The 26,672-nt window shown below is 34.7% G+C and carries 28 protein-coding genes and 1 tRNA gene; 2 read left to right on the top strand and 27 right to left on the bottom strand.

Going from position 1 to position 26,672, the window contains the following annotated elements; all coding sequences use genetic code 11:
- Positions 1–23: 23 nt before the first annotated feature.
- Complete coding sequence (locus tag IR022_RS10480; RefSeq protein ID WP_194203657.1) at positions 24–761, top strand: class I SAM-dependent methyltransferase; 738 nt, start codon at positions 24–26, stop codon at positions 759–761.
- A 9-nt stretch (positions 762–770) separates the two neighbouring features.
- Here IR022_RS10480 and IR022_RS10475 read toward each other — a convergent pair whose 3' ends face one another.
- The 9 genes from IR022_RS10475 to IR022_RS10435 form a co-directional block, all read right to left on the bottom strand.
- Positions 771–1,850, bottom strand: a complete 1,080-nt coding sequence (locus IR022_RS10475; protein WP_194203930.1) for an AMP-binding protein — start codon at positions 1,848–1,850, stop codon at positions 771–773.
- A 2-nt stretch (positions 1,851–1,852) separates the two neighbouring features.
- Positions 1,853–2,908 carry an o-succinylbenzoate synthase gene (locus tag IR022_RS10470; protein ID WP_194203656.1) on the bottom strand — a complete coding sequence of 352 codons (1,056 nt, stop codon included), beginning with the start codon at positions 2,906–2,908 and terminating at the stop codon, positions 1,853–1,855.
- A 101-nt stretch (positions 2,909–3,009) separates the two neighbouring features.
- Positions 3,010–3,834, bottom strand: a complete 825-nt coding sequence (gene menB, locus IR022_RS10465; protein WP_050708487.1) for a 1,4-dihydroxy-2-naphthoyl-CoA synthase — start codon at positions 3,832–3,834, stop codon at positions 3,010–3,012.
- Between the two features lie 111 nt (positions 3,835–3,945).
- A complete protein-coding gene (gene menD / locus IR022_RS10460) occupies positions 3,946–5,616 on the bottom strand; it encodes a 2-succinyl-5-enolpyruvyl-6-hydroxy-3-cyclohexene-1-carboxylic-acid synthase (RefSeq protein ID WP_194203655.1) in 1,671 nt (556 codons plus the stop codon).
- Positions 5,617–5,624: 8 nt separating this feature from the next.
- Positions 5,625–6,737, bottom strand: a complete 1,113-nt coding sequence (locus IR022_RS10455; protein ID WP_194203654.1) for an isochorismate synthase — start codon at positions 6,735–6,737, stop codon at positions 5,625–5,627.
- Between the two features lie 525 nt (positions 6,738–7,262).
- Entirely contained in the window at positions 7,263–7,586 is a 324-nt protein-coding gene (locus IR022_RS10450) for a hypothetical protein (protein WP_194203653.1), read from the bottom strand.
- Between the two features lie 4 nt (positions 7,587–7,590).
- Positions 7,591–8,103, bottom strand: a complete 513-nt coding sequence (locus tag IR022_RS10445) for a hypothetical protein (protein ID WP_194203652.1) — start codon at positions 8,101–8,103, stop codon at positions 7,591–7,593.
- Positions 8,104–8,121: 18 nt separating this feature from the next.
- Entirely contained in the window at positions 8,122–8,457 is a 336-nt protein-coding gene (locus IR022_RS10440; RefSeq protein WP_194203651.1) for a hypothetical protein, read from the bottom strand.
- A 7-nt stretch (positions 8,458–8,464) separates the two neighbouring features.
- Entirely contained in the window at positions 8,465–9,040 is a 576-nt protein-coding gene (locus IR022_RS10435; RefSeq protein WP_194203650.1) for a hypothetical protein, read from the bottom strand.
- A gap of 43 nt (positions 9,041–9,083) precedes the next feature.
- Between IR022_RS10435 and IR022_RS10430 the strand changes: the two genes are divergently transcribed.
- Positions 9,084–9,248 carry a hypothetical protein gene (locus IR022_RS10430; RefSeq protein WP_157258306.1) on the top strand — a complete coding sequence of 55 codons (165 nt, stop codon included), beginning with the start codon at positions 9,084–9,086 and terminating at the stop codon, positions 9,246–9,248.
- A 393-nt stretch (positions 9,249–9,641) separates the two neighbouring features.
- Here the strand turns inward: IR022_RS10430 and IR022_RS10425 are convergent, their stop codons facing one another.
- From IR022_RS10425 to IR022_RS10340, 18 genes are all read right to left on the bottom strand, one after another.
- On the bottom strand, positions 9,642–10,052 hold the full coding sequence (locus tag IR022_RS10425) for a hypothetical protein (protein ID WP_194203649.1): 411 nt from the start codon (positions 10,050–10,052) through the stop codon (positions 9,642–9,644).
- Between the two features lie 264 nt (positions 10,053–10,316).
- A complete protein-coding gene (locus IR022_RS10420) occupies positions 10,317–12,275 on the bottom strand; it encodes a hypothetical protein (protein WP_194203648.1) in 1,959 nt (652 codons plus the stop codon).
- 5 nt (positions 12,276–12,280) lie between these two features.
- Positions 12,281–12,820, bottom strand: a complete 540-nt coding sequence (locus IR022_RS10415) for a type II toxin-antitoxin system antitoxin SocA domain-containing protein (protein WP_194203647.1) — start codon at positions 12,818–12,820, stop codon at positions 12,281–12,283.
- A 400-nt stretch (positions 12,821–13,220) separates the two neighbouring features.
- The gene (locus IR022_RS10410; RefSeq protein WP_194203646.1) at positions 13,221–14,429 is read right to left on the bottom strand and encodes a site-specific integrase; all 1,209 of its coding nucleotides are present in this window, start codon (positions 14,427–14,429) and stop codon (positions 13,221–13,223) included.
- A 148-nt stretch (positions 14,430–14,577) separates the two neighbouring features.
- Entirely contained in the window at positions 14,578–15,852 is a 1,275-nt protein-coding gene (locus IR022_RS10405; protein ID WP_194203645.1) for a DUF3987 domain-containing protein, read from the bottom strand.
- Positions 15,849–16,085, bottom strand: coding sequence for a helix-turn-helix domain-containing protein (locus tag IR022_RS10400; RefSeq protein WP_194203644.1), 237 nt, complete (start codon positions 16,083–16,085; stop codon positions 15,849–15,851). Before IR022_RS10400 ends, IR022_RS10405 begins: the two co-directional genes overlap by 4 nt.
- A gap of 164 nt (positions 16,086–16,249) precedes the next feature.
- Positions 16,250–17,095, bottom strand: a complete 846-nt coding sequence (locus IR022_RS10395) for a hypothetical protein (RefSeq protein WP_194203643.1) — start codon at positions 17,093–17,095, stop codon at positions 16,250–16,252.
- A gap of 87 nt (positions 17,096–17,182) precedes the next feature.
- A tRNA-Ile gene (locus IR022_RS10390) sits at positions 17,183–17,256 on the bottom strand.
- 153 nt (positions 17,257–17,409) lie between these two features.
- Positions 17,410–18,456: a ketol-acid reductoisomerase gene (ilvC, locus tag IR022_RS10385; protein ID WP_194203642.1), complete on the bottom strand. Its 1,047-nt coding sequence runs from the start codon at positions 18,454–18,456 to the stop codon at positions 17,410–17,412.
- A gap of 65 nt (positions 18,457–18,521) precedes the next feature.
- Positions 18,522–19,253, bottom strand: a complete 732-nt coding sequence (locus IR022_RS10380; protein WP_194203641.1) for an acyl-[acyl-carrier-protein] thioesterase — start codon at positions 19,251–19,253, stop codon at positions 18,522–18,524.
- A gap of 21 nt (positions 19,254–19,274) precedes the next feature.
- Positions 19,275–19,817, bottom strand: a complete 543-nt coding sequence (gene ilvN, locus IR022_RS10375) for an acetolactate synthase small subunit (protein WP_050708481.1) — start codon at positions 19,815–19,817, stop codon at positions 19,275–19,277.
- A 58-nt stretch (positions 19,818–19,875) separates the two neighbouring features.
- Positions 19,876–20,289 carry a class I SAM-dependent methyltransferase gene (locus IR022_RS20180; RefSeq protein ID WP_194203640.1) on the bottom strand — a complete coding sequence of 138 codons (414 nt, stop codon included), beginning with the start codon at positions 20,287–20,289 and terminating at the stop codon, positions 19,876–19,878.
- Positions 20,271–20,543: a class I SAM-dependent methyltransferase gene (locus tag IR022_RS20175; RefSeq protein WP_194203639.1), complete on the bottom strand. Its 273-nt coding sequence runs from the start codon at positions 20,541–20,543 to the stop codon at positions 20,271–20,273. The genes IR022_RS20180 and IR022_RS20175 overlap by 19 nt, the downstream gene beginning before the upstream one ends.
- A gap of 4 nt (positions 20,544–20,547) precedes the next feature.
- Entirely contained in the window at positions 20,548–22,248 is a 1,701-nt protein-coding gene (gene ilvB, locus IR022_RS10360) for a biosynthetic-type acetolactate synthase large subunit (RefSeq protein ID WP_194203929.1), read from the bottom strand.
- A 10-nt stretch (positions 22,249–22,258) separates the two neighbouring features.
- Positions 22,259–23,248, bottom strand: coding sequence for a zinc-binding dehydrogenase (locus IR022_RS10355; protein ID WP_194203638.1), 990 nt, complete (start codon positions 23,246–23,248; stop codon positions 22,259–22,261).
- Positions 23,249–23,260: 12 nt separating this feature from the next.
- Positions 23,261–25,090, bottom strand: coding sequence for a dihydroxy-acid dehydratase (gene ilvD / locus IR022_RS10350; RefSeq protein ID WP_194203637.1), 1,830 nt, complete (start codon positions 25,088–25,090; stop codon positions 23,261–23,263).
- A 270-nt stretch (positions 25,091–25,360) separates the two neighbouring features.
- Positions 25,361–25,948: a hypothetical protein gene (locus IR022_RS10345; RefSeq protein WP_194203636.1), complete on the bottom strand. Its 588-nt coding sequence runs from the start codon at positions 25,946–25,948 to the stop codon at positions 25,361–25,363.
- Between the two features lie 80 nt (positions 25,949–26,028).
- Positions 26,029–26,616, bottom strand: a complete 588-nt coding sequence (locus IR022_RS10340) for a Crp/Fnr family transcriptional regulator (RefSeq protein WP_199330303.1) — start codon at positions 26,614–26,616, stop codon at positions 26,029–26,031.
- Between the last annotated feature and the right edge of the window lie 56 nt (positions 26,617–26,672).

Raw genomic sequence — 26,672 nt, 5'->3', positions numbered from 1 at the left:
ACACATTATATTATCTTTGAGTTATGAAACAAAATAAATATGATGATGCAAATTTCTTTAAGCAATACAGCCAGATGCAGCGATCGGTTGAAGGGCTTAAAGGGGCGGGCGAATGGCATGTTTTACGTACGATGTTACCTGATTTTAAAGGAAAAAGAGTTCTCGATTTAGGTTGCGGTTTCGGATGGCATTGTCGTTATGCTATTGAGCAAGGAGCTAAATCGGTCATTGGTGTTGATATCTCCGAAAAGATGTTAGCCGAAGCACGGAAACATACACCCGATACAACAGTAGAATATATATGTTCGGCTGTTGAGGATATAGATTTTTCTGCAGATAGCTTCGATATTGTAATTAGCTCGTTGGCATTTCATTATATAGAATCTTTCGACGATATATGTTCTAAAATAAAGGCTTGCCTTGTGAATGGAGGAGACTTTGTTTTTTCGGTTGAGCATCCGATTTTCACATCGTACGGAACTCAGGATTGGTATTACGATGAATCGGGTAACCGTTTACATTGGCCTGTAGACAACTATTTTATGGAAGGATTGCGAAAAACTAATTTCTTGGGAGAAGAAGTTGCCAAATATCATAAAACAGTAACTACCTATGTAAATGGTTTGATTAAAGCCGGTTTTCAAATAACAGGACTTATTGAGCCGGAGGTTGATCCAAGGTTTTTGGAAATGAATGAGGAAATGAAAAACGAATTACGCAGACCGATGTTTCTCATCATATCTGCTAAAAATAGTAAGTAATGACTCTGATTATTTGCTAAGAAAAATATCCGACACGAGCTGCTTTAATGCGGCTCTGTTTATTTTTCCCGTCTCGGTTAAAGGTATTTTAGAGACCTTGATTATTTTCTTAGGAATAGAATAGACAGGCAATAAATTCGAAATTAGATTCTCATCAATTTCTTTTTCGGTGACTAATACCACAATCTCTCCAAATTTAGGATCGGGTAGGGAGGTAACTGCAAAACCGTTATTCAATAAAGGTTTAAGTAAAGCTTCTACCTCTTCTATTTGTATTTTCACCCCACCACTATTGATTATATTGTCTTTCCGTCCGATAATGCGAAAACTCTTGTCCTCATATATTTCCACTATATCATTTGTGTAGAGGCGTTCATTAGAAACCAATGGAGCATCTATAATTAACGCATTGCCTTCTGATACAGATAAGGTAACCGAATCGAAAGGATAATAATGATCCGAAGCTTCACTACCATTCAATTGCCGCAAAGCGATATGCGAAAGAGTTTCGGTCATACCATAGGTGGAATATACTTTATGGGGGAAGTCCTTTATTGCGTCTTCTACGTGAGGGTCGATAGATCCACCTCCGATAATCAGGTTTTTAATATTGCTTAATCGTTTTCTTTCAGTATCCGATTGCAAACTATTGAATACCTGTAAAGGAATCATTGCCGCAAAACAAAATGCTTTATCAATATCCTTCAAAGGATTGCCCGATGGCAGAAGAGGGTATAAATCTAATCCTGCAATCAAAGCACGAACCACAACCATTTTACCTGCAATATAATTGAGAGGCATACAAAGCAAAGCAGAGTCACCCTTTTTTAAACCAAGAAAAGAGCAGGTCAATTGTGCGCTTTGCATCATCCTGCTTTTTTCGACAAGTATTTCTTTTGGAATACCCGTTGAACCCGATGTCTGAACTTTTAGGGTCGGAGAATCGGAAAACCAATCTTTCAAGAACAAAAACAAATCGTTGTGAAATTGAGAGATAAATTCGGGTAAATTTTCTCCCAAGAATATATTCGGGAAATATGCTTTTCCCTCAATGGTTATTATTTGTTTCTCCCTATCTAATTGGTACATAATTATATCAGATTGTCTAGTGTCGGAAACTGACCGTTCGGATTGCTCCATAAACAATCACCTTTGATGGTTAGAGGCATTTCGATGTTATTGGTGTAAAGACCTCCTGTTCCCAAGCCTTGCGGTAGAGGATTATCAAAAGTAGCACACCATTGAGCAATGGCATTCAATCCGATATTTGATTCCAAAGCAGAGGTTATCCACCAATCAATTTTTAATTCTTCGGCTAGCCTTATCCATTCTTCAGAGCCACTGATACCACCATGTAGAGTTGGTTTCAAAATAATATATTGTGGTCTGATAGTTTCGAGTAGCCTTCTTTTTTCTTCGGGTTGATGAATACCGATAAGTTCTTCATCTAAGGCAATAGGTAAAGGAGTTTCTTTGGTTAATCGAGCCATTTCGTCCCATTGACCTGCACGTATAGGTTGTTCAATGGAATGTAAGTCCAATTCCGAAAGGCGTTTCAGTTTATCCAAAGCCTCCTGAGGTGCAAAAGCTCCGTTTGCATCTACCCTCAAAGTAATCTGATCTGCTGAAAAATGTTTGCGTATATGTTTTAGAAGCTTTATTTCATCCTCGAAATTAATAGCTCCTATTTTCAGTTTGATACAGTGAAAACCTTGTTCCATCTTGGCTTCTATCTGTTCGTGCATATACTGAAAATCACCCATCCAGATTAACCCATTGATAGGAATACCTTCCTTACCTTCTGTGAATGAATTATCCCAAAGCTTAAAGCTTCTGCTTTCGTAATGACGTAAAGCCGTTTCTAATCCGAATAGAATAGAGGGATAATGACGCAATGCCTCCTTATCCAATATCTTATTTTGTTCCAATTCCTTACAGAACCGTTTCAACGTTTGTTCGTAATCCTCATTGTAATCACAACTTAGATCGAACAAGGGAGCACATTCACCTATTCCCCAATGTTGATGATCGGAGGGTGAATATATCACTACATACCAAATTTTATGGTCGTGATATACTCCCCGTGATGTGCCCGCAGGTCTTTTGAACTGTAAGGTATAGGGTATTATTTTTATTTTAAATTCCATTCACTAGTAGGGGCGTATTGTATACGCCCATTTGTCATATTATGGTTTTTCGGGCTATGTAATACGCCCCTACATATAGCAGCAATAAACGACTTGTATCCTCAAGGAAACTTAGGGAACTTTTTGAAATCGGGTTTACGTTTTTCTAAGAAAGCATGTTTACCCTCTTGAGCTTCGTCAGTCAGATAATAAAGAAGTGTTGCGTTTCCTGCAAGCTCCTGTATACCTGCTTGACCATCGAGCTCGGCGTTCAATCCCATTTTTATCATACGCAGAGCCATCGGGCTGTGTTGCATCATTTCGTGTGCCCATTTTACAGTTTCGTCCTCTAATTGATCGAAAGGAACAACAGTATTTACAAGTCCCATTTCCAAAGCCTCTTTGGCAGAGTATTGGCGGCAAAGGAACCATATTTCACGAGCTTTCTTTTGTCCTACAATGCGAGCCAGGTAAGAAGACCCGAATCCAGCATCGAAGCTGCCTACTTTAGGTCCTGTTTGTCCGAAAATAGCATTCTCGGAAGCAATTGATATGTCACAAATAACCTGTAAAACATGTCCGCCACCGATAGCAAAACCGTTTACCATAGCGATAACTGGTTTAGGCATCGAACGGATTTGTTTCTGTACTTCAAGCACCTGTAAGCGAGGAACACCGTCTTTGCCGATGTAGCCGCCTTTGCCCTTTACGTTTTGGTCTCCACCTGCACAAAATGCTTTATCTCCTGCTCCGGTAAGGACTACAACATAAATTTCCTGATTTTCGTGACAAATACGTAAGGCGTCACTTATCTCCATTGTGGTAGTGGGGGTAAATGCATTGCGATAGCGTGGGCGGTTGATAGTAATTCGACCTATTCCTTCAAAATAATCAAATAGAATATCTTCGTATTCTTTGATGGTTTCCCATTGTCTTGCTGTTGACATATATTTTTGTTTTTAGTTTTATGATGCTTTTATTCGTAAGGGCAGGGTTCAGCTCTCCCCGTTAATTGAGGATGAACCAAAGGTTCACTCCCCTACAACGTACCGAAAGGTTTAAGACCTTGTTTTCAATTTATGATAATATTCTTGAAAAGTTTTCTTGCTAATTTCCATATTTGTAGATATTTCAAGTAAAACTGACTGATCGGTATCTGGCGTTGTGAATGTCTTAAGATTCTCTTTTATAGTATCTTGATTTTCTGCTGATAAATATTTTAATCCTGCGGCTAAAGCCCAGTCTTTTGCTTGTGTAGTATGCTCTGCCGACACATATTCTTTTAAAGAAGGAGCTTTATTCAACCCCGGAAGCAGGTGAAAAATACCTCCTCCTCCATTATTAATCAAAAGTATCCGCAGATTTTGGATATGCTGTATATTCCACAAAGCATTCAGTCCGTAAAAGAAACTAAGATCACCTATGATTAAATAAACAGGCTCTTTGTGAACGGACGCAAATCCCACTACAGAGGGTAGGGTACTTTCTATACCATTTATACCTCGGTTGCAATATACTTTGATTGATTTATCTAATTGAAACAACTGCACATTTCGTACCGTAGAACTATTAGCAAGGTGAAGAACCGAATTTTTAGGTAATACTTTTAGAAAATCTCCCGTAGCCGATATATCCGAAAAAGGCATATCCTCTCTTGGTTCGGGTATAAGTTTAGAAGCCTTTTTCCATAAACTGAAAAAAGGCTTTTCTTTCTCGTTTGTTACTTGCGCTGATAATTTAGAAAAGAAATCAATAGCCTCTGTTTCCACTAAATCAGTCAATGATTGAAACAAGTCTACCACTTCTCCCGACTCGGTTAGATGCCAGTGATTTTTCGGTTTATGCTGTCTGATAAAGTGCTTCAATCGTTTTGAAACAATATGCCCGCCGAGTGTAATAACCAGATCAGGTGAGAAATTCTCTTTCTCTTCTTCGTATATCGTATATAGTAAGGCATCGAAATTACCAATAAACGAAGGAGAAACACAATTTGATAGGTTTTCGACAAAGACTGAACAATCGATCTTCTCTGCTAAACTTTCAAGTAATTTAGTTAACTCAGGAGTTTGAAACTGTTGACCTACAATAATTAAGCGTTTAGGCAGTTTATTCCACTTTTCGATAAAAGGATTTATATCAACTGATTTTCGAGGTCGTACATACTCTATTTTCCTTACTTCGGGGAGACTCTCTTCCGAGTAATCAAAAAGAGGTTCGTACAATGGTATATTTATATGCACAGGACCCGAAGCATCGGCTGTGCAAGCTATCAAGGCTTCATTGATTAGACGATTGCAAAACCATTCGTCTGTTTCGCTATTAATCTCCGGTAGATTGACTGATTTTTTAGATAACGAACCGAATACCCCTGCTTGAGGCAAAGTCTGTCCGTCCATCTGTCCGATCCATTCCGGAGAACGGTCGGCAGAAACCACTATCAAAGGTAATTGTTGATAATACGCCTCACTTACTGCCGGAGCATAGTTTAGTAATGCAGATCCCGATGTACAACAAATAGCAACCGGTTGTTGTAAAGCCTGAATTATTCCCAGAGCATAAAAGGCAGCATTTCGTTCGTCCACAATCGTATGACACTCAAAAAACGCATCTTGCGAAAAAGTCTGCATCAAAGGGGCATTGCGTGATCCGGGCGAAAGTACAATTTGTTTTACTCCATAAGCTTTGAGTAAAGCCACTGTTTGTAATACATTTTTCTTTACTGAGAACATATGTTGTGCTATTCGTTTATTATTGACAATATGGTTTGCAGCTTATACTCGGTTTCTTTCCATTCCGATATCAGCTCCGATGAGGGGAGTATTCCACCTCCCGCAAATAATCTCAGGTTTTGTTTGAATATCTGCATACATCTCAAATTTACAAATAAATCTGTTTTGTTATCTACATCCAGATACCCTAAAAATCCTGAATAGTATTTTCTGTCATACCCTTCGTTTTCGATAATGAAATCAAATGCCTCTTTTTTAGGGAAGCCACAAACCGCAGGGCTTGGATGAAGCAAGTTTAACAAATTTCCTATTTTAGAAGAGTCGTCTATCTGAAAAGTAAATTCGCTTTTGAGATGAGCTAAATTTCCCGACCGAATGGTCTTGGGCTCGCTATAAGTCGATTCTATGCCGGCTTTTAGCAATTGTTCCTGCATATATTCAATAACAATTTGCTGCTCGAGACGGTTTTTATTATCCCAGATTACCTCATCATTCTTAGATGTTTTCTTTGTACCTGCTAATGCATCGGTTTTCCAGTTTCCATTCTGCCCCGAAACAAGCACTTCGGGAGAGCATCCAAGCCAAGCTCCCGACTGGGCGCTATTACACAGAAAGATGAAATTATCAGGGTATTTTTCACAAGCTCTTTCGAAAGACAATCCTGCTGAAAAATTCTCGTCTCGCACAATTTCGAATGTACGTGAAAGTACCAACTTCTTCAAAGACTCTTCAATCAGGATATCATGAAACTTGGCGTATCCTTTTTGATAATGATCAAACCTTGTAGCTTTTGATTCTTCAAAGAAAACTGCAGGCTGTTTATTCACATTATTTGTAAAGGACGATTTGTATAAATAATTGAATATACTCTCTTCTCCTGTCAGTACAATATCTGGCTGAATTAATACTATTGGTGCTGTCTTTGATATTTGAAAAGGAGCGATAACAAACCCTTTTTTATTATTCAAATCCGAAAGACTTAAAAAAGTTTCCGATTGATCCGTAGTCTGCAATACTAAACGTACATCATGTTCGCCCGGTAAGCGGTATAGGACAAAACTAATATTCTTATTGATCAGTAAATCAAAAAAACTATATTTGAGGTGTTCTCTAAATTCCATGATTAAAAATTCAAACTAAGGTCTCAGACCTTTTTACTACTTTGGCAACATATAACATCTATAATCTGTTATAGTCCAAAAGGATATCTTTTAAATACTTTCATTTACATCTTTTATGGATGGGTATGATCCGTAAGAATATGCTAAATTAGAGTTTATTCTACTGAAAATTGTATTTTTTTTCTTAATAAATATTCTTAAAACCAAATAGACAGCTGTAAGAAGAAGGAATGCTAGTATATATAAGCAAAAAAGACTTACATTTTACTGTAAGTCTTTCTTTGTTTGGAGGTGGTCCCAACTGGGCTTGAACCAGTGACCCCCTGATTATGAGACCAGAATATTAATTATCAATCACTTGCATAGCTTTTCATTTTCCTGATTCATAAGTATTTAAAAAAAATACAACTTCGTTCTTTTTCATCTATTTTTATTCTTCTGACAAAATGTTTCAGTATAGTTTCAGAATAATTAATGACCTACTATTACAATTTGTAAGGATGTAAAACCTGCAACTCATGTAAATTAGTCTCCCGACTCACCTAACACTCTAATTCTATATTTATATCCTTTATCAGAAATAAAGAACGCTTTACCTGTACTTATATCTGGCGGTGTAAAATGACTATCATCTAACCAACCTCCATTAGACCAGTATATTTTTACAAGTTTATCATCTTCTATTTCTACTTTTAATGTATATGCTGATTTTGAACCTGTCTTAGGGTTGTAGTAATTTATTTCAGCATTATAATCTCCATCAGAATAAACATACTTATTACTGTTCCCCCTACATGATAGCAAGAGGAACAGAACAAACATAAGGATTAGTAAAAATTTTGATTTCATATTGTCATTGCTGTTTAGCTCCCATTAGTTTGTATACAATTGCACCAATGGTAAAAATGATTGCAAGTGTTGTATAAACAGCATTATCCCCTAATGTTGCAAAGAACCAGTATATCTCACTTAGAGCAGGTAAGAATAAAGTCACTATTCCTGCAATGATACTATGCTCAAAGGCAATAATAGCTGTCCATAAGTGATATATGGTTCCCAATATCCACATAAAAGAGTTGAATGTTTTCATATAATTAGTTCTGTATGCAGTTTTTATATTAGTGGCTCTAGTATTGATGTCAGAAATATTGTCTGTTACATCATTTGATCTATTGTCATTGATTTCAATAAAACTCCCAAGAAATAATGACATGGGCAATAATGTAATGCCTTCTTCTGTTTCTGCTACAATGTGTTTGGCAGATATTCTTTTCAATTTTACTTCATTCTTGTAAATCTCTATAACTTCATATTTTCCAACATGAGCTATATCTGTAACAATCATTCCTAATTTTATATTATTCATAGTTCAGCCTAATTACAATTATTGCCCTTGTCTTTTCTGTTGATCAACTCTCCAATTGTAGACAATGTTTTGAGAATTAATATAAAACATATATCTGTTCACAACAGTCATATATCCAAAATCAGGAAAGTATGCTCTTTTTAGTTGTTCAAAAGTTAGAATTTCACCTCCATTTCCATCAGAAGAAACTGAGGTTGGGCTTCCCCAAGTTAATAACAAATCATGTTTGGATGAATCTAACCATGAATCCATATTTTCACTAAGCTCTTGCTGTCTATTTGTTGCTGTTTTTCTTGTTGTACTACAACTTATTAACAAAGAGAAAGTTAATAAGATAAAAAGTATTTTTTTCATATTGTAATTAAAATTCTGGTTTATATGTTTCTTCTTTCCATGTCCAATCAGATACAGTAATCTCTGTCTTGCATTCAAAATTTCCACTAAGGACATAAGAATGTTCCAATTTCAGTATTGCTTTTTTGCCTATCCAAGCCAATATATAGGTTGGATCTTTTTTTTGTAAGTCTTTAGGTTCTTGTCCTGATTGAGGTATTCCATACAATGCAACTAAACTATTTATCACTCTTTTTAATTTACTCTGGCAATCAACAAGTATTTGTGAATCTTGCCTTTGTCTCTCTCTATCAAGGTTGATATTTATTTCAACAAGTTTGTCATTCTGGAAAGTCATAAATATACCTTCTACCTTAAACCCAAATAAATCCTGACAACACTTCCCTGTATAGAAATATAGTTTTGCATTTGGGATGTGATACTCAAATTGAGTCAGTTTTAAATCTGACTGCCATTTAGTATAAGAATCTCCTAATTGAAACTGATTAAATCCATTCTTTTTGTCTAAATCTTCTATTGATTGGGAATTTGCTATTGTTGAAAAAAGGAAGAACAAGAGTATTAAACTGTGTATTTTATGCATTACTCACTTAATTTAATTCTGCACCATGATAACAAAGTAAGGCATGGTACTCACCTTACTAGTTTCAGAGGTATCGCCAAACACCCACAGCCACAATAAGGAAGCCCATGCCTATAACATGAACATTCACTTATTACTTCAATGGCTGTCTCTAAAAATTGGCGATTTTCTGAAACCATCAGTAATAAAGCAAAATGCTTTATATTAATTATGTTCTAAATTCTTATTTCTTCATAAGCAAACAATTAATGTTAGTCCAACAAAAATATAAATTATTGTTGATAACAAAACTATCTGTTCAAGAGAATGTCAAATTAGAGCATGAGGCATGGGCTTATTTATCTTTTTCAAGTGTCTAGAATTGGAGAAAAAGTCTATGTAATATATAATGTTGGATTTTTATCTAATGATGATTCTATTGTAATATGGTATGTATTGAGTTGCTTACACTCACACATTAACTAATCCTAAAAATATCTATTTTAGGAATTGCCCACTTTTTAGGAAATCCTATATTATAGTATATTCCTATTTTCTGGACAGGAACAGAAAATATAATACCTCAAACCTAAAAGAATAAGGTCTGAGGTACTATTTGTTATTATGCTGCACCAATTACACCAGACAAACTAAACTGCCCTAAAGGACTTTGATTCTGTTGAATGAGAGCCTGTGGACTATAGCTAGGCTGCATAGAGTGGCTCTCTATAGCCTTTTCCTCTGGTGAATACACATAAGTATGGAATAAGGTTAGAACCTCACTAGTTTCTTTATTTACATACTCATAAGGCTCACATTCTACTTTATCTACATTACCCGGTAGTTGCTTACCTAATAAGGTTTGGCATACCTGTAAAGGGAATGAGGTTGAGATGCTTGTTTTGTTGGCTGTAAGGTAAAACTTACCTGTTGTTTCTGACTGAACTAGCATCAGCTCTCCTTGAATTTCTAATGCTACAAATTGTTTACCATCTTTTGATTCACATTGTTTGAATCCTACAATTGTTACCATAATACTAATTTTTGCAAGTTGATTTTAAGTGAGATTTCTCACAATGAAAGATTATCTTTCACCAACAATTAGTAAGGGTTGAAGGATGGTTAGAATAGTAAATAAATAATCCCCTGCCAAATTTTACTTTTTGTAGATGATGGAGGGGGGAGTTTGTTTAGTTTGTAAATTGGTAGATGTTGATATGGGGGCATTCATGTTTACATATACTTTAAAGCAAATATTGCCCCCCTGAAAATTTTATAAAAATAAAAAAATAGAGAACTATTTAGTTATATAAGGGTATAGTGTAAATCCTAGTATTAGTAATAAACCTAAAATAATAAAACCAAAAATAAATACTCTCGGAGTTTTCCAATATAGCTTCCAATCAAGAGATTCTTTGACATAAAAAGGAGATATAAACATTATAGATGACACAAATAATAGAATTATTACTCCTAATATACCTAGATGTTTAATTGTTTCAATATAAGCAAGATCAGTCCTGCTTGAGAATATTTCTACTGTTATTCCAAAAAGAAAAGTTATAGCACCCGCAAAAATAGATAATAATTCAATATTTCTTTTCTGGGTTTCTTTAGATTCTTTTTCTATTATACTTTTTGTTTCTTGAATCTCATTTTTTGCTTTTACAATGTCTGATTTTAAGGACAAAACATTTGCCTTTTCTTCATTAATTTCAGTTAGTAGTTTGTTCTGCTTTTCAAGAGTAGATTTCAAATTTTCAAAATTAACGATCTCTAATCTATATGAGTCTATAATTTCTTCTTCATGTTTAAAATTAATTGGCTTTGATATTATAGGAATAAAAATTTTGAAGCCAGAACCACTACAATTATGATTATTTTCCTCAAAAAAAAGTTGGAATCTATAAAAATTTCTTGTCCTACACCATCCAAGATTTTCTCTGTAATAAGAAATTAGTTTTTTAAAGTATTCTATTTTGTCAGAAATTACATTTTCTATAATTTCCTCTCTACCAAACTCCTTCACGAGATCTTTCATAAGGAATTCACAAGATTTCTTAAAAGGATAATAGTTTTTAATTGCTGTTTGATTTTGGAGAGAAATTATCTTATTGATACAATCTCTAAGTCTCAAATAAGAAAAATTATTTTGTTTTAAGTGAAGTGAAAATTGAGAATTATGCAAATAATTTTTAACTGTATTTAAAGAGTATAAATTATATATTGAAAGGAAATTCTGATTCTGTGTCTCATAATTATTATAGAAATTATCAAAATCCAATATTAATTCATCAACAGAACCTATGTCCTCACATATTTTCTTATAATATTTCATTGTGTGAACATAATCTAATAATGTTCTATTGCTAGTTCTTGAAATATAATTTGATACAAACTCTAATGAATAATCTGATTCTTCTTTAGATGAAAGAATATTACTATGCTTTACTACATTTTGTAATATTCCTGCTTCTAACTTATTTATATCTATTTTTTTTATCTCAAAATTTATTGAATATAAATGTTCCCCTTGTAGCACGACTAATATAAAGAAACAGCATTTATCATATAAGATTGAATAGATTAATCTAAGGTCTTTATTCTGAACTTTTTTTTCACTTTCCAGAAACTCCATCATTATAATAACTTCTCTTTGTAAGTCAATATTTTCAAGAGAAAGGAGATAATCAAATTCTGCTAATAGAATTACATATTCATTCAGTTTTTTAAAATATTCATTTGTTATTTCTGAGACTTTAGCATCGACGAAATTAAACAAAGAATTTTTCACATCTCTTGATAAATTGATTTTTTCCTCTGCAATATTTCTTAAATTTTTATACCGTTTTAATGTTTTCTCAAGGTCTACAGTAGTTTTGTAAAATAACTTATATGTATCACTTTTAATAAATCCAAATCTTCCTTCATTAGAGTTTATGTCATTATTAAGTAAAGTTGCTGATTTTGAAACCTCTTTTACTTGGAACTCTAAAATTAGATTTTCAAAATTATCAAGAAAAATATATTCTCCACATAATATTGATTTACTAATTAATATAAATGCATCTCTAGAATAACATTCAATTTTATTTTTTGCCTCTGTATAAAAAGTGAGAACTGCATTCTGATTATTGGCATCTATGGACTCCCAAGAAGAATTAATCCAATCTATTACAACAAGAGAATTAGAGTCTTTAAAGAAAGAATCATTATATAATTGTAAAGTTTGTTCAATATAAGAATTTGTAGACATAGAAACTATAAGTCGAAATATTTATCACTATTTCTGATACTTTCAGATGTCATAGACATAGCTCTTAATCCAAAATTTAATGCAACATTATAATCATTCTTCCAACAGCTCCATCGGTGAGTTATATCTACTAGATCAAATGGTTTATATGTTACAATTGCTTTATTTATTTCTTTTAATTTATTTATTGATAAATCTAACCGATTAGTTTGTTCTTCACTTAAGTCTGTGCTGGCATTTCTGTTGCTGACAGTCAATCCATTCTCTGTGATATTATAATTAATAACCTTGTTGTTGTTCATCGCATTATAAATATCACTTTCTACAGGACCATGAGGTAATGCAACAAAATTATTAAATGTATTTAGCAAATCCTTTTCATCTTCCTCAACTGCAGAGACTAAAAATAATAATTTTAGAATTGTTAGTTTGGAGAAAGCCCACTCATAATCATTTGGTTTATAGCCATAAAATGGTGCGACTTCACTATACCAATGAATAAATTTACCAACAAGATATTCAAATGATTTTATTTTTTCTTCCATGACAATTTTAAATTATATTGTAAAATAAAATAATTAATTCGATATAACAATAAATAAAACATATAAATAAAAACAAATGAGAGTGTTTCTATATTTTATTTATAATTAGTAGTTATAAGATTTGCATCTTTATCTAATCAATAGATAAATAATAGTACAATAGACAGTCAATATGTAATCAGTTATATAACAGCCATCTGATACTATATGTTTAAATACTAAAGACAGAACTTCACAATTCTACATAAGAATATGAAGTTCTATCTACTTGGTTCAACTTGCAATCAAAACCAACTTTACTTTCTTGAGGGTTAAAGCAATCCTGTACTTATTGTGACGATGTACTTGGATTATCTTCCTGCAATATCTATTTCAAAGATAGATAACAGTAAAATGTTTTTCACAATTCTAATAATCTACGGTTTGCTTTATCAAGGACATCATTGTCAAACTCCTTTAGATATGTCATTGTTATTTGTACGTCTGCATGTCCCATTAATTCTGATATTATATCTGTACTTGTTCCTATCTGTTTTAAAATGGTGGCAAATGAATGTCTAGCAACATATGTCGTCAGATGCTTATCAACTTTGGCTAACTTCGCAATTTGTTTTAATTTAGAGTTACATCTACCAAGCACCTGATGTTTTCTGTAATCTATTTGTTTGGGGGTTAAATCATCTTTCAGAAGAATGGGGAAAACATATTCTGTTGATCTATTTTGAGCCTTGTAATAATCTAAAATTTTCTGCATTTTGAGCGTAACTTCAATATTAAACTTGCCTTTTGTTTTTGACCGTGTGTAGTAAATTCTGTTATCCTGTATGTCAGTCCACTTTAGTTTCATTATGTCTACAAAATTCATCCCTCTGGCATAAAATGAAAATATGAAGTAATGTTGTGCTTCTATTAGATATGGATTATCTGTTAAATCCAAATCCCTTATTTTTTTGAAGTCTTCTACACCCAAAGCTCTTTTATTCTTAATCGGTTTTAGCTTAGATATTTTGTAATCCTCAAAAGGATAGAATTCTAGCTTTACTAGCTTTCTTCTCATAGCTATATTGAATAAAGCCCTAAGTTGTCTCATCTTTACAGCGATACCACCATCCTCATTACCTCTACTCCTCATGTATACTTCAAATTTTTCAAGGAAAGCAGTATTGATTTCTCGGAATAGAATCTTATTACCAGCAAATCGGACTAAAGCATTTTTAGTTTCTCTGTAAACTTTTGCATTACCTACCCTGCCTGCACTTACTTGTTCTTCAAATATCTCATCAAAGAACTTAATTGCATCTGTTTCGACTATTGTTTTTTGCCCTCTAAAGGCATTTTCAAATTCATCTAAGGTAAAATTGTTTCCATTTAACTGAAAATCCCTGATAACATCCAACGCACGAGACTTTAGTTTAATAATAAGTTTATTGTCTACTTTGTAGTTAGGATGCTCTTTTGTCAATTGTTCTTGTTCAAAATGCTCCCTCTCACAGCGTATACCTATATTAATTTCTTTCTTCTTCCTATCCTTCGTTATCCGCAGATACATGCTATACTTTCCATCTGCTGAAACTTTATTGGTCAATACTATTTTAATGTTTGCATTCATTGTTTTAAAAGATTAAATAAAAGGGCTATACAAAGTCGTAATCAACAATCACTCAGAAATTCTGAATTAAAAGTGATAGGTAACTTTTGTATAGCCCCTCAAAAATTAGTTACATAAACTGCAAGTATTGCAGACTTGTTATTTCAATTTATAGTTTTTTGTATCTTCCTTTCGCTAACTTTTTTATAATTTTCTTCTTTTGCCATTGTGATAGTTTATCATCAATTGTTCTCTTAGGAACATTATGTTTTTTTCCTACATCAACAGCAGCCTCTCTAGTAAAGACAGGAGTTAGACCATCCAAAACAGCTTCTTCTTGCACAGAAAGGAAACTTGTTCCTATTGAATCAAAAGTATATTGAGAATGTCTTAATACGGCTTGTGTAATACTTAATGCAGTTGAAAAATCGGTGTCTGAACAGGTTAGAGTTGTATTATTTTTGAACTCACCTTTATTCCGAAGAACTGTTAGTATCATACTAATCCTAAACATAATTACTCCGTGCCTATGTACACTAGATAAAAATGATTCAGAATGTTTCTCAGCAACATTATTCCTGATATATTTAAAGCGTTCAAAAAATCTTCGCTCCTGAAATTCAGTGAATTTGAATTCAATAGGAAATTGTATATTCTCTAATTCATCGTACAATTCAGAAACTTTTTCACCCACACTTATAAATAATTTATTTGTAAATTTTGTTTCTTTTGAAAAAACGTTTTTAAAATTAGCTATTTCATCAAAACTATATATTAATAATCTGGAAAACAAACCGTTTTCTCTTGATTGAATTAAAGGTTTAAGTTGCTCAGGTGTTCCACTTATCACCATTGATAACTTAGGCTCATTTATATCAATAAAAGTTTTTTCCATTTTACGACTAATGGAAATAGCTTCATGATGAAAGACTTTTCTAAGTATATCACTATAATTGCTCCAATCGTTTTTAAGCATATTACTCATGGTATCAGCTTCCGATTCTATAATTACCAGACCATACTTTGAAGAACCCAAATAATAATACATTTCGGCAGAAGAAGTATTTGCAGGAAGTATCTTAATTTCAAGCTCTGGACATTTCTCTTGTATATGTTCGTCACTCTCCTTTTTTCTTTTCTCATATTCCTCTCGAGCTTCTCTACTTTGTTCTAATATATCTTCATGAATTTTCTCAACTAGAATTCGTGAAAAGTTCATAACCCCTTTTCCTGATGCCGCAGGTGCAATGATAACAACATATAAATGTGGATACAGTTTATCTCTATCATAATATCCAAAGACATTAGGTATGCAATTACTTAATACACCTAAACAAGACAAAAGCACAACATCTTTTTCTCTTTCCTCAAATTCAGAACAAAGTTTACCTAATGGTGCAGGAAGCCTTTTATATACTCCTGATGATATTTTTCTCCTGTTCATTTTCTTACCTCTTTCTTTGAATGGTTTAATACTTCACATTCCAAAGCATCTATACTTTGAAAAACGTTTTGTAACATCCAACTATCCAAGTCAGATTTTTTGAAATAAATTCGCCCACCATTGGGCTTACTAAAACTAATTACCCTACTAGATGTTAATTTGTAGAGCATAGACTCTGATACATCTAAATAAGCAACAGCTTCTTTGAAACTTAATATATTTTTATCTAACATGAGATTAAAAATTTAATTAATAAAGATTTTCCTTTGTGAAGCTTTCAGCACTGAACTAGTATTGTCCTGGCTTCAGTTTACAAAAGTGTAAAATCTTTGAAAATTAAATTTTTAAGTGTAAGTGAGGTGTAAGGAGAGTGTAAGATGAAATGTAAGAAAAGGAGCTAAATAAATGTAGATTTGATTAATTTATCAATATTTAAAACAATCTCTTTTATGGTTTCTTTGTCGGAACTATTTTTTAATCTGTTTTTAGAAGTGTAATAAATGGATGAAGTGATTTGTTTTCCTTGTTTTGTGTAGAATCTCTTAGATTCAGCTATTGATGTCGAATTTAAGTTATAAAACAATGGAGATATTGACTCTAGGAAGCATATCATAACATTATTATCACAGTTGAATGTAATAGTATTATTTGTTTTATATTCTGTTAATGTCGAAATGAATTCTATTTCTGAAATTAGCTCATCGTCAACTATCTCTAGTTCTATCGCTAAGTCATATAATTCTTTAAAGATATACCTCTTAATATTAGGTTTCACCTTAAAAATAGATGGTTGAATGTTAATCTGTTGCTTAGATACTAAATCTATATGATATTTATCAGATAAATATTTCTCTATAGTAGCAAAGGGTTTTTTACAGATCGGGAATTTTGAAAATAGCTTTTCTTGCCTTTTTCTAATAAATTCAATGGTGTTATTCAAGTACCTAATAAAATTTATCTGTTGCTCTTTGGAGATTAACTCAATTAATATCTTATCTACATTATTTTTTAATTCTTGAGTTTTTCTATAAAGTTGTGGACATAAGTATTCTTTTTCAAAACTTATAGTAGCAAATTCGTTTTCTGAGGAGTCTGGATTCACAGTTAATAGCCCAAAGTCATGGTCGCATACTATCACATCTATATTCTCATAGTGTTCTTGTATGAATTCGAGTTTGATTTTTTCTATTTTTTCATAAATAAGAAAATCCTCAAGGTCTTTCAATATAGAATAATTATTCATGATCTCAAAAATAATCAAATGTTTCAGTATAGTTTCAGAAAAAATAAAAAAGCACTTACAAGACTATGTAAGTGCTTCATTTTTAAGTGGTCCCACCTGGGCTTGAACCAGGGACCCCCTGATTATGAGTCAGATGCTCTAACCAACTGAGCTATAGGACCTGATTAAGACGTAGTCTCGAAATCGGATGCAATATTACTGCTTTTTGTTTATATATGCAAGTCTTGATGGAAAAAAGCGTCACCAAAAATTAAGTAAAAAAGAAAACCTGCATGGTATATGCAGGTTTTCAGTATAATAAGACTAATCGGTGATTAGTTATTTTCTGGTCTTAGTTTTCTAACAACAGCACCAGTGCGCCACATTTCGCTTTCACGAAGAGCTTCAAGTTCTTTTTCAAGACCTTCACGGTAATCTGGTTTCGAGTTTGTGTCGATAGAGCGTTGAGCTTCATTTCCACATGCTACTTCAGCATATAATTTTGCAAATACAGGTTTAGTTGCATCGTGGAACGGTCCCATCCAGTCTAAAGCACCACGTTGAGCAGTAGTAGAACAGTTAGCATACATCCAATCCATACCCTTCTCTGCGAAAAGAGGCATCAAAGATTGTGTAAGCTCTTCTACAGTCTCGTTGAACGCTTCCGAAGGACTATGTCCATTCTCACGTAGAACTTCGTACTGAGCTAAAAGAATGCCTTGAATAGCACCCATTAAAGTACCACGTTCTCCTGTAAGGTCAGAATATACCTCACGTTTGAAATCTGTTTCGAACAAATATCCCGAACCTACACCAATACCTAGAGCAATAACACGCTCTTTAGCACGTCCTGTAGCATCTTGGAAGATAGCGTAACTTGAATTTAGTCCACGTCCTTCTAAGAACATGCGACGAAGGCTTGTACCTGAACCTTTAGGAGCAACAAGAATTACATCGATATCTGCTGGAGGAATGATATTTGTACGTTCTTTGTATGTAATACCAAATCCGTGAGAGAAATATAGAGCTTTGCCAGCTGTCAAATATGGTTTAATACGAGGCCATACTTCAATTTGAGCTGCATCTGATAATAGATACTGAATGATAGTACCTTTTTCAGCAGCCTCCTCGATATCGAAAAGAGTTTCGCCTGGTACCCAACCATCAGCGATAGCTTTTTCCCAAGTTTTACCACCTTTACGTTGACCGATGATTACATTGAAACCATTATCACGAAGATTCAATGCTTGACCCGGACCTTGTACTCCATAGCCGATTACAGCAATTGTTTCGTTTTTTAATACTTCTCTTGCTTTTTCCAAAGGAAATTCTTCACGAGTAGCAACTTGCTCTACTACTCCTCCAAAATTCATTTCTGCCATTTTCTTTTTTTGTTATATATGTAAATAGTATTATTAAATAATCCGATAAATAGAGGTTTATAACCTCATTTCCATGTAACCCTTGCCAAGCAAATGGTTTTATCATTGTGCTTCATCTCTAAAACCGATTTATCTTGATCGGTTTCTTTCTTTAGTATATCAAGAGTTGTTCCGTATTGTCCTTCTGCAATATAATTAATCTCAAAAGTCTGAATTTCTTTTTCCTGAAACATCTCTATGGGAAATACATCTACGAAATGTTCGATGTACTTCATACTATTTAGATGTTTGTTGATGTCAATATCACTGTACTTTACTGTAAACGATGTTGCCAATTCAGCATCTTTTAATAGAGGTATTTTAGTTGCATTGGGTATAGGACATACTTTGTCTAACTTAAAATCAGCCATCCTTTCCAAATCGAGAATGTTAGTTGGACGTCGAGTTTCAAGATCAATAGACGCCCACATCGATCGGGCGTAGCCTATATAATTGCCATTTTGATCTTCGAAAGCAAAACTTCTTTCAGAGAATAGTTTATTAATATCAGATACCCATGTGTGTAATTTTATAGATGTGTCATTACTTGGATATTCAGATATTTCAATAGTCATACGCATTAATACCCATGCGCGTTGTTGGCTAGTCATAAATGAATAACCGAAATTACGCTCTTCTGCATGGCGTGTTGCTGCTTGAAGCATAAATCCGCCGAGCATTGGTAATGTTGCCTTCCCTCTAAAATCTGATAGGTAGGCATCAATTGTGTATGGATATATCCCTTCTTTTGATGACATAAGCTTATTTAAATTGATGACTTATGAATTCTTCTTTTCGCGTTCTTGCAGCATATCACTCAATCGTTCAATTTTAGATTTTGTGATAGCAACTCGTCCCGAACGGATAAATTGAAGAACACCTATCATTTCGCTCAATTCTTCAAATAAAGCTTGGGTTTCAGCATAATGTCCTGTCTTTTGAATAACAACACAATTCTCGTTGATCTCCAAAATCTGAGCATGAAATCTGCGTATTAGAGCCTCTGCTGATCCTATTTTTATAAAATCGGGTGTAGAAAGTTTATACAAAGCAATTTCTTGGTGTATAAGTTCTTCGTCTGTATTGAAATATGATTTCAGAACGTCTACACGTTTATCTATTTGTTTTACAACTTTCACGATAGATTCTCTATCTGAATATACTGTAATTGTAAATTTATGAATCCCTTTTATTGCCGATGGAGATACCGAAAGTGTCTCAATATTTAGTTGACGGCGGGTAAATACACTAGTCACTTGACTTAGCAGACCTACTGTGTTTTCCGAGAATATTGTAACGGTATATAATGTTTTATCTTCCATAATTTCAAACTAATTAAAATTTACTTCCACATACCAGTTTATAAGTAATTTAGAATCTTTATTTTTTGCAATAAAGAACTGCAAAGTCATAATATTTATATAAGCAATCGACTTCTTTAAACCCTGAATCTCTTAACCATTTTATCTGAGTTGAGAGAGGAGTTCTTTTATCTAGCTTTATTCTCTCGTAAGATGCCGCTATTTCATCCTTACTTAAATCGCTGGCTTCTACTTTCTCACGCCATTTCTTATCATATAATTGACTGAAATATTCGCTTTCGCCAGCCACTTGTTCGGCATTGATAAATATTCCACCTGAGTTCAGAAGAGTGAAAATAGTATTATATAATTCGACTTTAGTATTATCTTCCAGATGATGTATAGCCAATGAGGAGATTACAGCATCGTATTGTTTTTCGTCCTTAAAAGTAGTAAAATCTGATTGGATTATACTTATATTTTTATTTGACAAAAATCTTTTACGAGCAATATCCGCATCTTCTCAGATATATCGACGAGAGTGATCTTTGCATCAGGAAACTTTTGTAGAACAAATTCAGAAAACAATCCGGTGCCGGCTCCTAAATCCAAAATGTGTGGTGAAGGTATCGATAAATTGAGATTATCAATGGCTACTCCATAAAAATCGGAAAAGCATGGGATCAGAGAAGGTCTCTGTCTGTCATAAAGCTGGGCAATGGAATTGAATTGTGATTCTACAGTCATTCTATTATTCGTTTCCTAATAATATGTTTGTCACACAAGTTCCTGAAGGAATCATTGGGTAAACCATTCCTTTTGCTTCTACCTGTACATCTAAGAGGTAAGAACCTTTATGATTTATCATTTCGGCAATAGCATCATCTAATTCCTCACGTTTGTCTACAATTTTTGATTTAATATTGTAGGCATTGGCGATCATACAGAAGTTAGGATTCTTCATTGTGGTTTCGGAATATCTTTCGCTAAAGAATAGTTCTTGCCATTGGCGTACCATACCAAGGAAATGGTTGTTCAAGATGATAATCTTTACATCCACGTCATATTGCATAATTGTACCCAGTTCCTGTATAGTCATTTGGATACCTCCATCACCTGCAAATAAACATACTGTACGGTTAGGAGCTCCCATCTTGGCTCCAATGGCTGCGGGTAAACCAAACCCCATAGTACCAAGACCTCCTGATGTTACAACGCTGCGCGACTGTTTGTACTTAAAGTAACGAACAGCCATCATTTGATGCTGACCTACATCTGTTACTAATACGGCATCGTTGTTAGTAGCTTCTGATACTTTATGGATTACTTCACCCATCTTCAAACTACCCGAAGTAGGGAATAGTTCTTCTTGGATAACTACATTGTATTCTCTGTCTGAGCAAGGTTTGAATTCAGCTAACCATTCGGTGTGAGTTGTAGTGTCCATCAACTTGGTCACTTCAGCAAGAGTGTCTTTTACATCACCCAATACACGAACTGTTGTTTTTACATTCTTGTCTATCTCAGCAGGATCTATATCAAAATGGATTACTTTTGCTTGCTTAGCATATGTTTTCAGATCACCTGTTACACGGTCGTCAAAACGCATACCAATAGCAATAAGTACATCACATTCGTTTGTCTTTAGATTAGGACCAATATTTCCGTGCATACCCAACATTCCCACATTAAGAGGATGATCTGTTGGAATAGCTGATAAGCCTAATACCGTAAAAGCTGTAGGAATACCCGATTTTTCTAGAAAAGCTTTAAGCTCTTCTTCAGCAGTTCCAAGTAACACACCTTGTCCAACTAAAGCCAATGGTTTTTTCGCTTTGCTGATAAGTTCGGCAGCGGCTTTTATCTCTTCAGGATTTACTTCTGGTTTAGGAATATAGCTTCTGATGAAAGTAGCCTTTTTGTACTCATATTCTATTTTTCCGAATTGAGCGTCTTTAGTGATATCCAATAATACGGGACCCGGACGACCTGATGCTGCGATATAAAAAGCACGTGCTACAGCCGCAGGAATGTCTTCTGCACATCTTACCTGATGCGCCCATTTGGTTACAGGTTGAGAAATACCTACAACATCGGCTTCCTGAAAAGCATCGCTACCCAGTAGGGTAGAAGCTACCTGTCCGGCAATAACCACCATAGGTGTGCTATCCATCATTGCATCAGTTATACCTGTTATGGCATTTGTAGCACCTGGTCCTGAGGTAACAAATGCTACTCCAACTTTTCCCGATGTACGTGCATAACCTTGTGCTGCATGTGTTGCTCCTTGCTCGTGACGAACTAATATATGGTTTACTTTGTCTTTATAATCGTATATAGCATCAAATACGGGCATAATAGCTCCTCCGGGATATCCGAAGATAGTGTCTACGCCTTCATTTATCAATGACCGTATAAGAGCTTCACTTCCTGTTATTTTTTCACTCATGATTAGTAAATGCTTATGAAACTTTAATTAAGTACTTTGTTTGAATATTATTAGCTTTCATTTCAGCTAAATGCTTGGCGAGGTTATCGAATGTTTCGATTTTGTTATCCCTTATTCTGAGGGTTCCGCTCGCTATTTTATTGAGGAGTAATTCTCCTTGCTGCATCAACTCTACTATTTGTTGTGGCGATCCATATTTATGAAAAGCTCCCAAAGCTACTTCGTGTACCGAAATACAGGTTGTAAATGCAGGCAAAGGAGACTGCTCGACTCGATCCTGAATAGCTACCAGATGTCCATAATATCCGAGTAGTGATGCCATTCCTGTTGCATGCTCTCCACTTACAGTATCGATTATGGCATCAAATGAATTTCCATTCAAATGATTCTTTATAGTTTCTTTCCAGTTATTGTCTTTATAATCTATAGCTTGTATAACACCCATTTTGAGGAATTCAGTCTGGTGTTTTTTACTAGCCGTAACATAGACCCGTGCATTGGCTTCGAGTAATAATTGAGTGAGGAAATATCCCACTGATCCACCTGCACCGCTTACTAAAACTTTTTTACCTGCTATATTGGGTATCTTTTGGAGAGCTTGCCAAGCCGTAAGTGATGGACAGGGAAAAGATGCTGCTGCCGTATCACTCAATTTGTCGGGAACATGCATAAGTGCATGCCCTGAAACAATTGTGTGTGTACTGAAACTGCCGTCTTTCGAAAGATCGGTATGATAACATACTCTGCTGCCTATACGCAAATGAGTCATATTTCGTCCAACTTTGAGAATAACTCCCATTCCGTCAACACCGGGAACTGAATCGGACTTCCATGCAGGATGTCCCCGTTCGATTAATTTCCAGTCGACAGGATTTAGTCCTATTACATTATTTTGAATAAGGACTTCGTTATCCCCAATTTCTCTTATTTCCTTTTCTTTGAGAATAAGATCAGTTGGTTCACCTTTCTTTTGCCAACACCAAGATTTAGCTTTTATCTCCATCTTTCGGATGTTTTAATCTATCAATCTAACCGCACCTAAATCAGCCGAACTTACCATACTTGCGTATGCTTTTAAGGCTTTAGATATATTTCTTACACGGTTGGGTTTGAATGCTTCATTACCCTTGGCAAGTTCTTCTTGACGGCGTTTTTCTAATTCGGCATCTGATACTTTTACATTGATAGATCGGTTGGGGATATCTATTTCTATAATATCACCGTCTTTTATCAGACCAATTGCTCCGCCTGCTGCAGCTTCGGGTGATACGTGACCTATCGAAAGTCCTGAAGTTCCTCCTGAAAAACGACCGTCGGTAATCAAGGCACATTCTTTTCCTAAATGTTTTGATTTTATATACGAGGTAGGGTAGAGCATCTCCTGCATACCGGGACCTCCTTTCGGACCTTCGTATGTGATGACAACTACATCCCCAGCCTTTACTTTATCTCTTAAAATACCATCACAAGCATCATCCTGAGAATGGAATACTTTTGCTGTACCCGAAAATTTGAAAATGCTTTCGTCAACACCTGCAGTCTTAACAACACAGCCGTCAATAGCAATATTTCCTTTCAGAATAGCTAAACCGCCATCTTTAGTATATGCATGCTCATAGTCACGGATACATCCGTTTGCTCTGTCGCTATCAACATCTTTATACATGTTTGTTTGCGATCCCATTACTAAATTCGGTTTATTTCCGGGAGCCGATTTGTAAAGCTCAAGAGCTTCAGCCGATGGATTTGCAGAAGTTATATCGTATTTGCCGATTGCTTGTTGAAGAGTAAGACCATCTACACGAGGTAGAGAAGTATCTATTAAACCTGCTTTTGCCAATTCTCCCATAATACCTAATATACCACCTGCTCGGTTTACATCCTGTATGTGGTATTTATCGGTATTGGGGGCTACTTTACAAAGACATGGCGTCTTTCTCGAAAGTTGGTCTATATCGGTCATTGTGAAGTCTACTTCAGCTTCGTGAGCTATTGCCAGTAAGTGAAGTATCGTATTGGTAGAACCTCCCATGGCTATATCCAATGTCATTGAATTAAGGAAGGCTTGTTTTGTAGCTATTGTACGAGGAAGTACGGTATCATCACCATCTCGATAATATTTGTAAGTGCTTGCAACAATCATTTTAGCTGCATCCTGAAACAGTTTCAATCTGTTTGCATGAGTAGCAAGGATAGTTCCGTTTCCGGGTAATGCCAAACCTATTGCTTCGTTTAAACAGTTCATCGAGTTGGCAGTAAACATTCCTGAGCATGATCCGCAAGTTGGACAAGCAGCACGTTCGATAGCTGATACCTCTTTATCCGAAACATTGCTGTCTGCGGCTTTTATCATGGCATCTATCAAGTCGAGATGTTTGTTGTCTAACTCTCCGGCTTCCATTGGACCACCCGATACAAATATTGTCGGGATATTCAATCGCATGGCTGCCATAAGCATTCCGGGAGTGATTTTGTCGCAGTTACTTATACATACCATTGCATCAGCTTTGTGAGCATTTACCATGTATTCGATACTGTCTGCAATCAAATCACGAGAGGGTAGCGAGTAAAGCATACCGTCATGTCCCATTGCAATACCATCGTCAATGGCTATTGTATTGAATTCGGCTGCAAAGCAACCCAATGCTTCGATCTCGGCTTTTACTTGTTGACCTATATTATGTAGATGCATGTGCCCGGGTACAAACTGAGTAAACGAGTTCACCACCGCAATGATTGGTTTGCCCAACTGTTCCTCTTTCATACCGTTTGCTCTCCAAAGAGCTCTGGCTCCTGCCATTCTTCTGCCTTGTGTGCTGGTAGAACTTCTTAATTCTATTGCCATCTTGATAGTTTTTTGATAAAAAAAACCTTTCTCAGTGATGAGAAAGGTTTATATCTAGTGATTACATTTAGCTATTTTAGTACACGATTATCGTTATACATACCTTCCTCATTTACTCTGTCCGACGAGCAGAATATCAAGAATGAGGACATGTAAAATACAATTTGACATAAATAATGATACTGTGTATTTCACAAAGATATAAATGTTTTTTTATTTACAAGCCTTTTGCCCGTATATTTTATTCAGAGCTTTTAAAAATACGAATTTCTATTTACTCCAAAGTCTTACACCTAAACGAAGCACGGGAGAAAAATCAATATTAGAAATATTGTATTTAGTACCCTCAAAGTCTAAACTATGATCTTTTCGACAATAGATATGCACGGCAGGTTGTATATAAAAATAGCGTCCGATAAAGAATTGATAGCCTACGCCTCCTCCAAGATCAATACTATGAATATCCTTTTCTATTTTTGTGCTTTTCTGTTGTATGCTGAATGTGTGAAATTCGGCAAATCCATAAAGTTCAAGATTCTTCCAGACGTTATATCCTAAGAAAATTCCCGGTGATGTTTTATAAAAGCGTTTAAATTCGGTAGGGTTGTTGTTTATACCTGCGGTTTCTGCGTCGTAGGTTCCGCCATTTATAACGCTTACCCTCACTCTGAATTTTTCGTATCGATATCCAACAGCGAAGTGATAGCCTCCTGTAAAAAACATAGGAACGAGGCTTTCTACTTCAAAAGCTTGTTTTACTTCATAGCTTCGAGGCTTTGTGCTTGATTGTTGGTCTTGAGAAAAGAGAGTTGTAGTTAGTGCGAAAAATAGGAGTAGAAATAACCAATTAGTTTTCATTTTATTTGACGTTTACAGTTGTTATTTGGTGTAAAGGTCAGAATAGAATAGTACTCAATTGATCCACATTTGTTACCAAATTAATCTTTGTTGAAAATTTCACTACGAATTCTGCTCAATGACTTAGGAGCTATGCCTAAATAATTGGCAATATGGTATTGAGGTATTCGTTGAAATATCTCAGGATGATTTTTTAGTAACTTCAGGTATCGCTCTTTTGCTGAGAGTGTTTGTAAATCGATATTATGCTCTACCATTTTTAGAAAGAAACGTTCGGTAACTACACGTCCCAATCTTTCTAATGAGGGGATTTTATTGTAAAGTGCTATTAGTTCATTATTCTTTAGGATATATAGTTTAGATTTTTCTATTGCTTTTATATTTATGAGGGAGGGACAATTGTTTAATCGACTGTAGTTATCGGTTACCCAATCTCCTTCAAAACCAAAATCGGTAGTCATTTGATCTCCGTTTTCAAGATCTTTATAATAAATAAGAGTTCCACTACTTATGAAAGCAATAGAATCTGACACTTCTCCTTCTCTTAGTAAGTGGTCGTCCTTATCTATTACTTTGCTTTCGAGTGCATTTAATATTAGTTCCCATTGATTGTCTTCCAGCGAGATAATTGAACTAATATATTCTTGTATGTTGATTGCTTTCTCCAAAGTATGGGCTTGTTTTTCTTTATGGTGAGATGTATTTATAGCGAATGTAATTAAAA

The organism is Dysgonomonas sp. GY617 (genome assembly GCF_015233815.1).
Lineage (GTDB): Bacteria > Bacteroidota > Bacteroidia > Bacteroidales > Dysgonomonadaceae > Dysgonomonas_A.
This window is presented reverse-complemented; position numbering and strand designations above follow the sequence as displayed.